The sequence below is a fragment of the Arthrobacter sp. BGA-UO-ETr-C19 genome (assembly GCF_059568005.1).
Genome location: NZ_JCAQPC010000018.1, coordinates 137,655 through 149,614, shown reverse-complemented (window position 1 = coordinate 149,614; position 11,960 = coordinate 137,655). Strand labels below are relative to the sequence as shown.

Here is an 11,960-nt window from a genome sequence, read left to right as displayed (position 1 = left end):
GGATGGTAGCCGCGCCGAGGTGACATAGGCGCCTGCTTCCGCGCACGCGGAAGATCACGCCACGGGTGCGGGACCCGCCGTATTCAGCCTAAGGATCCACCATGTCACAGCCGTCCCTGACCCTTCCTCCCGCGGACCGGAAAGCTGTCCGCCGCCGGAGGCTCCTCGAACTGTTTGGCGCAGCGGCCATCGCCGCCACGTTCGTCTTCCTGGTCCTCACCCAGCCCGCCGACATTGCGGGCGGGCTCGGCGGCGTTTCCTCGCTCGTCGCACTCGGCGGTTTCCTCCTCGGTGCCCTGCTGCTGATCGTGGGTGTGCTCCCCACCCTGCCCACCTCCACAGTGGTGCTCATTCCCGTGGCCCTGGTCCTGAACATCGTGCTGGGACAGCTCATGGGCACCAGCGGCCTGCCGTTCTATCTCGACTCCATCGGCACGGTGCTCATCGCCGTCCTTGCCGGGCCTGCGGCCGGCGCTGCCACCGGCGCCCTGAGCAGCATCGTGTGGTCGTTCTTCAACCCGACGGTCCTGCCCTTCGCGGCCGGCGCCGCGCTGATCGGCTTCCTGGCCGGCGTGGCTGCACGGTGCGGGCTGTTCCGCCGGTTTTACCTGGCCCCCGTTGCCGGCTTCGTCACCGGCATCATCGCCGGCGTGGTGTCCGCACCGATCGCCGCGTTCGTCTTTGGCGGCACCTCAGGGGCGGGCACCGGCGCGATCGTCAGCGCCTTCCGGGCCATGGGGGACACGCTGCTGGCCGCCATCACCAAGCAGGCCCTGATCTCCGATCCCATGGACAAGGCCATCGTCTTCGCCATCGCTGCCATGCTGGTCTACGCCCTTCCCCGGCGCACCACGTTCCAGTTCCCCTTCGTCCGCCGCTTCCGTGTCCTGGCCGGCAAGGAGCCGGCGGCGCGGAATTCCTGACTCCGGAACCGCCGGCCAGGTGTCTCCGCGCCTCAACCCGCTGACCACGCTGACGGCCGCCGTCGCCGTCCTTGTTATTACGACGGCGGCTGCCAGTTGGGCGGTATCCCTCACCGTGGCAGTCGGCGCAGTTCTGCTTTCCGCCGCCGCAGGCACCTTGCGGCGGGTCCTCGTGGCCGCGGCTGCCGTCATTGTGCCGTTCTGGCTTTCCCTGCTGGTGATCCATGGCCTCTTCTTCCCGGAGGGCCGTACCGTGCTGGCCAGCTGGGGCCCTGCCCGGGTCACAGCCGAGGGGTTGTCCTTCGCTCTGGAGATGGGGCTCCGCACCGCCGCCTTCGTCCTGGTGCTGATGGTGTTTTCCTTCAGCGTCAGGGTTTCCCAACTGGTGGCCGCCCTGTCTGCCCGCCGTGTCCCGCCGCAGGTGGGATATGTGCTGGCGTCCACGTTGCTGCTTGCCCCGCTGGTCGCCGCGCGGCTGGACAAGGTCCGCCAGGCGCAGGAGTCGCGCGGGCTGGTGGTGGGCCGGGGGATTGGCAGCCGGGCTGCGGCCATCCGGCTGCAGATGGTCCCGCTGGTGCTGGGCCTGGTTCACGACGCGGGCATCAGGGCACAGTCCCTGGACGCCAGGGGGTTCAGGAGCGCCGGTCCCCGGACCAGCTACACGGACGTCCGCGATTCAGCCGCGCAAGCGGCCTTCCGCATTGTGGCCATCCTGCTTTCCCTGGCGGCAGTGGGCTGGCGCATCGCTGAATCGCTGCCGGCCGGGGCACTTTCTGCATTGTCCATGTCAGGGGATGGCCCGGGATGATCGCGGACAGGACTGCCGCAACCACGCTGCTGGCCACCATTGCCTCATTTTCGTACCACGGCGATGCCAGCCCGGCGCTGCGCGGAGTGGAGGTGGCCGCCGCGCCCGGCACGCTGACGGCGGTGCTGGGCGGATCCGGCAGCGGAAAATCCACGCTGGGACGACTCCTTGGTGCCTGGCTCCTTGGCGGCCGGGACGGAACGCTGGCCGGGAGCCTGCAGCTGGAGGTGGCCGGGGTTCCGGCCAGCAGCCGTCCGCTGTCCTTTACCGGAGCCCCGGATGACCCGCGGATCGATCCCGGGGCGTGGGCACGGCATGTCGGCTATGTGCCGCAGGACGCGGCGTCCATGCTGTCGGCCGTCCGCGGAACCGTGGAGGAGGAACTCGCCTTCAGCTTGGAAAACCGCGGAGTTCCGCGCGCAGAGATGATTGGCGCCGTCGCCGGCATAGCCCGCCGGACCGGACTCGAGGGGCTCCTGCACCGGGATCCCGCAACTCTATCCGGCGGCGAACTCCGGCGCCTGGCTGTCGGCTGCGCCGTGGTGGACGGTCCTGGCATCCTGGTGCTCGACGAGCCGCTCGAGTCCCTGGACCAGGCCGGGATCCGGGCCGTGATGGAGTTGGTCCATGCCGAGACAGCCCGGGGCACAGCCGTACTGGTGCTGAGCCAGCACGCCGACGCGCTGACCCGCGCCGCTGAGCGCTGGCTGGTACTGAAAGACGGGGAGGTGACGGCGGCGGGGCCGCCGAGCCGAATCCTACAGGGTACGGCGCTGGCTGAGTCCGGCGTCGTGATTACTTCCCCGGAACCGGTGCCTCCTGCGGCGCTACCCCATCCCGTGGCAGCGCCTCGTGCCGGAACCCCTGCAGTTGGAAACCCTGCAGTTGGAACCACTGCGGCTTTGGAGCTGGCGAATGTCGCCTTCGGGTTCGGAAGACAGTCCGGCAGCGCGCCTTTGGAAGACGGCCTGCTCCTGGAGGATGTGGACCTGCAGGTGATGCCCGGGGAAATCGTCGCCGTCACCGGGCCCAACGGTGCCGGCAAGTCAACGCTGCTCCGGCTCTTCAACGGCCTGTACCGGCCCCTTCGCGGTGAGATCCGCGTAGCCGGCGCGTCCATTGCAGGGGTTCCCACGGGTCTGGTGGCCCGCCGGCTGGGGCTCCTTTTCCAGCACCCCCATGACCAGCTGTTCGAGCGGACTGTGCTGCGGGAGGTGCTGTTCGGGCTGGACCGCCTTTTCGGTGCCGAGGCGCGGGAACGGGCAACGGCAGCCCTGGCCGCCGTCGGCCTTGAAGCCAGCGAAAACGCCCACCCCCATGAGCTGCCGGCCTCCGGCCAGCGGCTGCTGGCCCTCGCCACAGTCCTGGCGCGCGGCCCGTCGGTGCTCGCGCTTGATGAACCCACCGTGGCCCTCGACGCCCATGGCCTGGAGCGGTTCACCGCCGCCGTCTCAGCGGCAGCCGGCCGCGGCGCCGCCGTCGTGATGGTGACGCACGACCTCGGGTTCGCGAAGGCCCACGCACACAGGCTGCTCAGGCTCGACGGCGGCCGGCTCCGGCCCCACTAAGCGCGAACGTACACTTGAGGCCCCCTGCTGCTGCCGAGGCCGGTGCCCGGAAAACCCGTGTTTGTGGCGCGAACGGAGACTTGGCCCCTCTTGCCGGGGCCCAAGTGTCCGTTCGCTTGCATTAGGAGCGGGATGCCACACCCGGGGGCAGGAACCGCCTGCCGTTGACGCGCTCCGAGGCCCCCACCCTGTCGAGGTAGGGGGTGATCCCGCCGAGGAACATCGGCCAGCCGGCACCCAGGATCATGCACAGGTCGATGTCCTGGGGCGCTGCCACCACGCCCTCCTCGAGCATCAGCCCGATCTCCTCGGCCAGGGCGTCCTGGGTCCGGCGCAGCACTTCCTCTGCGGTTGACGGCGTGCTGCCAAAGGACATCAGGGCCGAGGTGGCTGCAGGGATCTCCTGGCCACCATCTTCTGACGCCGACCACAGGGAACGGATGTTGTTGTCGACCAGTTTCTGCAGGTTCTGCGAGACCGGGAAACGGTCGCCGAAGGCCGCATGCAGGGATTCCTGGACATGCTGGGCCACCGGCAGTCCCACCATGGCGAGGAGGGTGAACGGCGTCATGGGAAGCCCCATGGGGCGGAGTGCGGCGTCCGCAACCTTGGCGGGCGTGCCTTCGTCGAAGGCGGCCGTGACTTCGCCCATGAGCCGCAGCAGGATGCGATTGACCACGAACGCGGGGGCGTCCTTGACCAGAACGGCCGTCTTTTTCAGGCCCCGGGCGAGTTCGAAAGCCGTGGCGAGCACGGCGTCGTCGGTCTTCGGTGCCCGGACGATTTCCAGCAGCGGCATGACGGCAACGGGATTGAAGAAGTGGAAGCCCACCAGGCGCCCGGGGTGCTGCAGGTCAGCGGCCATGGCGGTCACGGACAGCGAGGACGTGTTGGTGGCGAGGATGCACTCCGGTGAGACGACGGCCTCCAGCTCGGCGAACACCTGCTTCTTGACGCTCAGTTCCTCGAACACTGCCTCGATGACGAAGTCGGCGTCCGCGAACGGCTCCTTGGAGACTGACCCTGTCACGAGCGCCGTGGCCGTCGTGGCTGCGTCGGCGTCCAGCCGGCCCTTCGCCACCAGCTTGTCCAATTCGTTGTGAACGTAACTGACGCCCTTGTCCACCCGGTTCTGGTCGATGTCGGTCAGGACCACGGGAACAGCGAGTTGACGGGCGAACAGCAGTGCGAGCTGGCTGGCCATCAGGCCCGCGCCCACCACGCCGATCTTCCTGACAGGCCGCGCGAGCTCGCGGCCGGGGGCGCCGGCGGGCCGCTTGGCCCGTTTCTGCACGAGATCAAGGAAGGCGTAGACGGTGGCACGGAACTCGTCCGTCTGCATGAGGCCTGCCAGGGTTTCGCATTCGAGTGCGGCCGACTCCGCCTGGGTCATGGTGCGGTTCGCCGCCATGATGTTCAACACCTCTGCCGGCGCGGGGGAAGCATTGGAGGTTTTGGTTTCGACGACGGCGCGGCCGGCAGCGATGGCGTCCGCCCAGCGCGCGGCGACTCCGGGGTCGGCAGGATCGACGGTGGCGGGCCGTTCCGGTGCTGTGCCTGAAACTGCGGTGCCGGCGACAACGCGCGCAGCCCAGGCGACCGACTGCTCGAGGAAATTCTCGGGTTCGAACAGCGCATCCGCGATGCCGAGGTTGAAGGCTTCGGGGCCGGACAGCGTGCGGTTGTTGTTCAGCGGGTTTTCGATCATCACCTTCACCGCATTCTCCGGCCCGATCAGCCGCGGCAGTAGATACACGCCGCCCCATCCGGGCACCAGCCCCAGGAAGGCCTCCGGAAGTGCCAGCGCCCCGGCACTGGTGGACACCGTCCGGTAAGTGGACTGCAGGGCGATTTCCAGTCCGCCGCCAAGGGCCACGCCGTTGATGAAGGCGAAGCTGGGAACGCCCAGGTTGGCCAGCGTGGCGTAAACGTCGTGGCCCAGCTGCGCCATCCACAGGCCGTGCTCCCGCTCCTGCAGCTTTGTCACCGCGGAGAGGTCGGCGCCGGCGACGAAGAAGTTCGGTTTGCCCGTCACCCCAACGGCCGCAATCTCGCCCGCGGCCGCCCGCCCGCGGAGTCCTTCAAGGATGGTGCCCAGTTCAACGAGGGTATTGGGGCCAAGCGTGGTTGGTTTGGACGGGCCCAATCCGTTGTCCAGGGTGATCAGGGCCAGGACGCCTGGGCTGGCCTGGCCGTCGGCTGCCGGGAGTTGAATATCCTGCACGGAGGAATGAGTGACCGTCTCATCAGGGAAGAGATCGGCAAGCTTGCGGAAATCTGCGGCGCTCATTCTGTGGCTCCTCATTGAGACTGGCATGCGGTAGGCGCCTCGGGATTGCTGGACAGCAGGACCAGCAAGGGCCGGGCACCGGTGAACCCAACGTTACTCGTGAGTAACATTGGCTGCAAGTGGCGCCGTGACTCGTGTGGCCTAAGCCTAGAGCCTTGTCTGTGTCTTCTCACGCTGCTCTGAACGATGCCCAGTCGGGCCAAGGATCTGTTGGCAGCGGTGGTTCAGGGCCGTCGAAAGCCATGAGGCACTCAATATCGTCAGGGTTGTCGGGAGGTTCTGAAGGCTCGGGGCACTGGTAGCCGCCCAGGCTTGGGCGGCCGTCGAATCCGAAGAACCCATCGGACACGCTCGGACGATCCGGCCAAGCTTCCGGTTCGGAACAGACCTGCCGTTCCGGCCAGCCTTGGCCGGACGGCAGTTCCTGCCCATCTTGGCCGAGCGGTGGTTCTGGCCACGTGGGTGGTTCCCAGTCCTGATCCTCAGCCTTGTAGGACCGGCCCGACGGCGAGATCCAGCCAGGCGGATTCTCGCGAGTGGCGCCGACTGGTTGCCAGGCCGTGGAGTGCTTCAGCTTGTGGTGTTTGGGGCAGGGCTGGCCGAGGTTGGCGACGCCGGTGCCGCCGCCGTCTGCCCAGGCGAGGATGTGGTCGGCGTCGTTGTCCAGGGAGTGGTTGTTGCAGTTGGGGAAGGTGCACCTGGCGTCGCGGAGCCGCAGCCATTGGCGCATCGGCTTGGTCAGCCGGTAGCTGGTGCGGCCGATCTCCAGCGGTGCACCGTCCCGCGGGTCGGTGAGGACCCGGAGGAATGATGTTGCGCCGTTGGCGACGAGCCGGCAGGCCATGGACGGCGGGATTGGACCGTGCCCGTCAAGCGTGGCCGGTTCCTCGGACAGGCCGAGCAGCGAAAACACCGGAACCGTGACCAGGACCTGCGCCGTCGGGGACGGCACCCCACCGGGCGGGAGAGTACCGGATGGGACATCATCGGCCGGCAGACTCTGGGACGGCACGTCGCCGGCCGGCGCAGAGTTAGCGGGTAGGACAGCCGTGGACAGGGCTCCTGCGGCCGGGTCGTTAGTCGCGGTGCCGACCCACAAACCTGGGCCGAGCAGCCATGCGGCGGCTGCGTCAACGCGGAGCTGGGTCAGGGTGCGGGTTTCGGCTGGTCCCTGCATGGCGCGGGCGGCGCTGGTGGTGCGGTTCCAGATCCCGGCGGCCTGGTCGGCGGGCAGGTACGCGGACAGCCAGGCCATGCCGTCCCGGTCCGGGGAATACTCCAGCCGCCGGTCCTTCACACACTTGTGGTGGCGTTTTTCAATGCTGACCGGATGATGCCGTTCCCGCCAATACCGCGCCTTCGCCCGGAACCTCGCCGGCGTCAGCTCCCCCGCCGGGCAACCCCGCGCATACCCCGGCGCGTCCGGGTTCAGGAAATGCGCCTCAAACGCCGCCGCCCCTTCCGGCCCCAGCCCCTCGGTTTCATCGCACATGATCCGCCCGTGCTGCCACGACACTGTTCCTAACCCCAGCGCGGCCAGCGTCAACGGCAGGTCCGTGCTCAACGTGGCCGACTCGGCTAGAAACCGTGCCGCCGACCCTTCGCTCACGGTCAGCGCGCCGGCAACCTCAGCGGTCAGCGACATCTGCCGGACGGTCCGGTCCTGCGCGGACGCGCCAGGCGGAGTCATGGTCTTCTCCGCCGCGGCGAACCTGGCGGCGAGGTGCACCTTCACCGCCGCCAGCCGGGCCTCCATCGCAGCCACACCGGCCAGACCCTCCAGGCACGCATCCGCCAGATCCCCCAAGGGATCCGCCTCACCGGGCAGTGGACCCCGACCCGGACCAGCCACCCGACGCAGCTCAGCAGCCAGCGAAAGAGCAGAGCACACCCCGTGCGGACCGGACCGAAAAACTTTTTGCATGAAAACTGGGTAGCAGATCAGGGCGTTCCCAGCGCTCAGAACGCCCTGTTCTGCCACTTAGATGGGCACAGACGGGAGCAAAACGCCCACAGCGCGGCCAGCACCGCCGTCGTACGCCGCCGCGAATGTGTCTGCCTTGACGACGGGGATACTCGGTAGCGGGATCACAGCGGTAGGACGAGCTGCCCCGCCCATCAGAGCACTGGATGACGAGCCGGATCTGGGGCAGAATGAGTCAAGCGGGCGGAACGACCCCGTTGTCGCACCTTTGGGTGCTGACCTGAACACGCCGCTTGACGGCCATTGGTGGCGTTCCGCCCGCCCACTAACGCGTCCCACGCAGCACAGCGTTGCTCAGGCGGCCTCCTATGCGGAGGAGGATTCCTTCGACTCCCTGGCTTCCTTGGGCGGAAGCGGCTGTGGGTTGAGGAATGCCGCGGTGATCAGCGGCGCTGCCAGCCCTACCTGCCACGGCCGCGCGCCCAGCTCGCGCAGTTCCTCGGCGATGGCAGCTTCACTGATGTCCGCCGGTGGCCGCCACGCGACGCGGCGGAGGTAGTCCGGGGTCAGCAGGTTTTCGAGCGGCAACTTGAGCTCGTCCGCCTTTTCCTGCAGCAGCGGCCTGGCGGTCTGCAGCCGCTCGGCGGCGGCGAGGTCGCGGTCGGCCCAGACCCGCGGGGGTGGCGGGGCGTTCGTGGGCAGGTGCAGCGGCGGAAGGTCTTCGAGTGCCCGGGCCGTCGCGATGCACCGCAGCCAGCGGGGTGCCTCCCGCTGGGCTGCCCTGCCGTGGAACCCTTTGGTGCCGAGCAGTTGCGGTACGGTCGTGGGCATCGCCTTCGCGGCGGCCACCAGGGCAGAATCGGGAATGAGCCTGCCGGGGGCGACATCGCGCTTCTGGGCCAGGGCGTCGCGTTCCAGCCACAGCTCCCGCACCGCGGCCAGCTGGCGGCGGTCCCTGATCTGGTGGAGCCCGGACGTCTTTCGCCAGGGGTCCACTCTGGGCGCTGCGAGCCCTGCGGACAGGATTGCGGCGAACTCCTGCTCGGCGTATTCGAGTTTTCCGTCCGTTTCGAGCAGTTCGATGAGTTCCTCGCGCAGTTCCGTCAGAACTTCGACGTCGAGCGCTGCGTACCGGAGCCAGGGTTCCGGCAGGGGACGGGTGGACCAGTCTGCCGCCGAGTGCTCCTTGGCCAGGCCGAAGCCGAGAAGCTGCTCGATTACGGCCGCGAGGCCGACGCGGGGAAGGCCTGCCAGGCGGGCTGCCAGTTCAGTGTCGAAAAGTTTGTCCGGCCACATGCCCAGTTCCGAGAGGCAGGGCAGGTCCTGACTGGCGGCGTGCAGGATCCATTCGACGCCCTGCAGGGCATCGTTGATGATCCGCAGGTCGCCGAACGGCTCGGGGTCGATCAGCCAGGTGCCGGAACCTTCCCGACGGATCTGCACGAGGAATGCGCGCTGCCCGTAGCGGAAGCCCGAGGCCCGCTCCGCGTCCACGCCTGCCGGGCCTGTGCCCGCTGCAATTGCGGCGGCACAGCGTTCCAGCCCGGCCTGGGTTTCGATGACCAGAGGCACCCCGTCGCGGGGGGAATCGAGATCGATGACAACGGGGACCCGGCTGTCAAAGCCTTCCACCGTTATATGGGGTGTATTTTCAGCAGCCGGAGCGCCGGCTGTGGTGTTATCCGGATTTTGAGGGGTCATGATGACCCTAGTTTACCGGCAGCAGGCCCAAGGGCAGTCCGGAACGGCACGCGCCGCCGTCGGAACCGACGGCGGCGCGCTGCCAATGCCACTGTGAATAGACGAAGCAGGGCCCGGCGAACAGGGCCTGGGCGAACGCAGCCCACGTGTACTCAGCTCAGGCGAAGAGGCCCTCCCCAATGAAGCCGCCCTGCTTGACCCCTGGCGGCACGGCGTAGAGGCCGGACCCTGTGTGCTTGAGGTATTCCAGGGCGAGGACGTCCTCCTTGGCCATGGTCATCTGCATCGGCACGTAGTGCGTCCGCGGGTCCTTGACGAAAGCGATGAAGAACAGCCCGGCGTCGAGGTGGCCCAGCCCGTCCGAACCGTCGGTGTAGTTGTAGCCGCGGCGGAGCATCCGCACGCCGTCGTTCTGGTCCGCGTGCGCCAGACGGACGTGGGAGTCCATGCCGATGAGGGGCTCGCCGTCATTGCCCTTGATGACGAAGTCGGGGGCGGTGAACTCCTTGCCGCCGGACAGCGGTGCACCTTCTCCCTTGGTCCGGCCGATCAGGCCTTCCTGTTCGCGGAGTGAGGTGCGGTCCCAGATTTCGATGTGCATCCGGATGCGCCGCGCCACCAGGTAGCTGCCACCCTCCATCCAGGCTTCGTCCGCACGGGATCCGGCGCCGGCCCACACGTGCTCGTCGAGCAGGGCGGTGTCCTCGGCCTTGAGGTTGTTGGTCCCGTCCTTGAAGCCGAACAGGTTGCGCGGGGTCTGCTGTGCGCGCGACGTCGATGACGTCCGGCCGAAGCCCAGCTGGGACCAGCGGACGCGGGCCTTGCCGAAGGCGATGCGGGCCAGGTTGCGGATGGCGTGCACGGCCACCTGGGGATCGTCGGCGCAGGCTTGCACCACGATGTCGCCGCCCGTCCGGGCCGGCTCCAGCGCGTCGCCGGGGAAGTGCGGCAGATCGATCAAGGCATCGGGGCGCTTTCCGCCGAGGCCGAAGCGGGCCTTGCCGTCCTTCTCGAACAGCGAGACGCCGAAGCCAATCGTGAGCGTGAGCCGGCCGGCGTCCAGGTCCAGAGCCTCGCCGGTGTCCTCCGGCGGGGCGTCGTAGGGGCCGTCGACGGCGCCGGTGGCTCCGGTGGTCTGGCCGGCGGTCATGGCCTCAGCGGCGGCGGTCCAGTCCTTGAGGAGTTCGATCAGCGCCGCGCGGTCTTCTGTGGTGACGTCGAATGCCGCCATGTGGAGACGGTCCTGCGCAGCGGTGGTGATCCCGGCCTGCCGGTCGCCGAAGAAGGGGATGACGGAATCGTTGGCGGCCGACGGCGCTGCCGCGGCCGCGATGGCGTCGTGGCCGAGCAGGCCGGCGGCGATGCCCGCCACCGCTCCCGCGCCGCCCACGCCGGCCAGTCCGAGAAGTCCGCGCCGGGACAGGCGGCGAGTGACGCCGTCGGTCGTCTCCGATGACCCTACGGAAGACTCGGAGTGCGCATCTGCCGGCGGCTGCTGGCCGCCGCCGAAGGGGCAGCCGCTCACAGCACCACGGCCGCGGTGAGTTTGGACAGCGGCTCGCCGAGGGCATCCACCAGGGCGCTGAGCTGCTGGATTTCGTCCTTGCTCAGCTCGTTGTAGTAGGCGAAGCCGTCGCCCTTGGCATGTGTCTTCAGCTCAGCCTGCAGGGCACTGAATTTAGCGTTGAGGTCCTTGGCCAGCGCGGAGTCCTTCTGCTCAAGTGCGGGCTTGAGGTTCTCGAACGCTATCCGGGCGCCGTCCACGTTGGCCTGGAAGTCCCAGAGATCGGTGTGCGACCAGATTTCCTCCTCGCCGGTGACCTTGCCGCGGGCCACCTCATCCAGGAGTTCCTTGGCGCCGTTGCCCAGCTTGTCCGCGCTGAGCTTTACGGCGCGGGTGCGGGTGCTGAGTTCCTCGGTGTCGGCCACCAGCTGCTTGGAGATTGCCGAGCGCTCGGCAGCGGTCAGCGCCTTGTAGCCGGCCGGCGGGAACAGGTCCTTCTCCGCACGGTGCCACCCGGTCCACGTCTGTCCCGGTTCCAGGTCAGCCTCACGGGCATCAAGCTTGGGATCGAGATCCCCGAAGGACTCGGCCACGGGCTCGATCCGTTCCCAGTGCATGCGCGTGGCGGCGTACAGGCTCTTCGCCTTGGCGGCGTCGCCCGCGGCGTAGGCAGCGGCGAATTCCTTGGTGCCGGCCACCAGCTGCTCGGTCTGGTCCTTGACGTAGGCCGTGTACTGGGTGACTCCGGTGTCCACCAGTTTCTGGTGGCCGGCGTCAGCGGTCGTCTGCTTGCCGGAGTCCTTGACGGTGAAGTCGGCGCGAATGCCGTCGCCCTTCATCCCCGGCTTGCAGGCGGTGGTGTACTTGCCGGCCGGCGCGGTGAGCACCAGGTTGCGGGTGATCCCGGGGCCGATGTTCTCCACCTCGGCCACGATCCGCAGGCCGTCTTCTGCGAGCACGTAGAACTCGGTGACCTCGGCGCCGTCGTTCTTGACGGCGAAGGTCAGGTTCCCGCTCGGGGCAACGGCTGCGGAAACTTTGCACTCGGTATCGGTGCTGGTCACCTGGATGGGTCCGTCGGTTGCGCCGGTCGCGTTGGCGTTTGCGTTGTCGGTGCAGGATGCGAGGGCCAGCGGGAGGACTGCGGTGGCTGCCACGACGGCGAGGCGGGCACCGGCAGTGCGGCGGGTTTTGGGCGAGGTCAAGCCTGGCATGTGGATTCCTTGGAGGTGTCGGGCTGTT

General features: G+C 68.3%; 8 protein-coding genes. 3 read left to right on the top strand and 5 right to left on the bottom strand.

Going from position 1 to position 11,960, the window contains the following annotated elements:
- Positions 1-101 precede the first annotated feature (101 nt).
- From AC57BR_RS10700 to AC57BR_RS10690, 3 genes are read left to right on the top strand one after another with little or no spacing between them, the layout of a single operon-like run.
- Complete coding sequence (locus AC57BR_RS10700; RefSeq protein WP_496360304.1) at positions 102-923, top strand: ECF transporter S component; 822 nt, start codon at positions 102-104, stop codon at positions 921-923.
- Positions 924-942: 19 nt separating this feature from the next.
- Positions 943-1,731 (top strand): energy-coupling factor transporter transmembrane component T family protein, encoded by a 789-nt coding sequence (locus AC57BR_RS10695; protein WP_496360302.1) that lies wholly within the window; start codon positions 943-945, stop codon positions 1,729-1,731.
- The gene (locus tag AC57BR_RS10690; RefSeq protein WP_496360300.1) at positions 1,728-3,299 is read left to right on the top strand and encodes an ABC transporter ATP-binding protein; all 1,572 of its coding nucleotides are present in this window, start codon (positions 1,728-1,730) and stop codon (positions 3,297-3,299) included. Before AC57BR_RS10695 ends, AC57BR_RS10690 begins: the two co-directional genes overlap by 4 nt.
- A 121-nt stretch (positions 3,300-3,420) precedes the next feature.
- Here AC57BR_RS10690 and AC57BR_RS10685 read toward each other — a convergent pair whose 3' ends face one another.
- From AC57BR_RS10685 to efeO, 5 genes are all read right to left on the bottom strand, one after another.
- Positions 3,421-5,589 (bottom strand): 3-hydroxyacyl-CoA dehydrogenase NAD-binding domain-containing protein, encoded by a 2,169-nt coding sequence (locus AC57BR_RS10685; protein WP_496360298.1) that lies wholly within the window; start codon positions 5,587-5,589, stop codon positions 3,421-3,423.
- A gap of 169 nt (positions 5,590-5,758) precedes the next feature.
- A complete protein-coding gene (locus tag AC57BR_RS10680; protein WP_496360296.1) occupies positions 5,759-7,513 on the bottom strand; it encodes an HNH endonuclease signature motif containing protein in 1,755 nt (584 codons plus the stop codon).
- 366 nt (positions 7,514-7,879) lie between these two features.
- Positions 7,880-9,214, bottom strand: a complete 1,335-nt coding sequence (locus tag AC57BR_RS10675; RefSeq protein ID WP_496360294.1) for an HRDC domain-containing protein — start codon at positions 9,212-9,214, stop codon at positions 7,880-7,882.
- Positions 9,215-9,371: 157 nt separating this feature from the next.
- Complete coding sequence (efeB, locus tag AC57BR_RS10670) at positions 9,372-10,739, bottom strand: iron uptake transporter deferrochelatase/peroxidase subunit (RefSeq protein ID WP_496360292.1); 1,368 nt, start codon at positions 10,737-10,739, stop codon at positions 9,372-9,374.
- A complete protein-coding gene (gene efeO / locus AC57BR_RS10665; protein ID WP_496360290.1) occupies positions 10,736-11,932 on the bottom strand; it encodes an iron uptake system protein EfeO in 1,197 nt (398 codons plus the stop codon). Before efeO ends, efeB begins: the two co-directional genes overlap by 4 nt.
- Positions 11,933-11,960 lie beyond the last annotated feature (28 nt).

Coding starts and splice junctions, on each gene's coding strand:
- AC57BR_RS10690 (WP_496360300.1), top strand. CDS start 1,728: ATGATCGCGGACAGGACTGCCGCAACCACGCTGCTGGCCACCATTGCC.
- AC57BR_RS10675 (WP_496360294.1), bottom strand. CDS start 9,214: ATGACCCCTCAAAATCCGGATAACACCACAGCCGGCGCTCCGGCTGCT.
- AC57BR_RS10680 (WP_496360296.1), bottom strand. CDS start 7,513: ATGCAAAAAGTTTTTCGGTCCGGTCCGCACGGGGTGTGCTCTGCTCTT.
- AC57BR_RS10685 (WP_496360298.1), bottom strand. CDS start 5,589: ATGAGCGCCGCAGATTTCCGCAAGCTTGCCGATCTCTTCCCTGATGAG.
- efeO (WP_496360290.1), bottom strand. CDS start 11,932: ATGCCAGGCTTGACCTCGCCCAAAACCCGCCGCACTGCCGGTGCCCGC.
- AC57BR_RS10700 (WP_496360304.1), top strand. CDS start 102: ATGTCACAGCCGTCCCTGACCCTTCCTCCCGCGGACCGGAAAGCTGTC.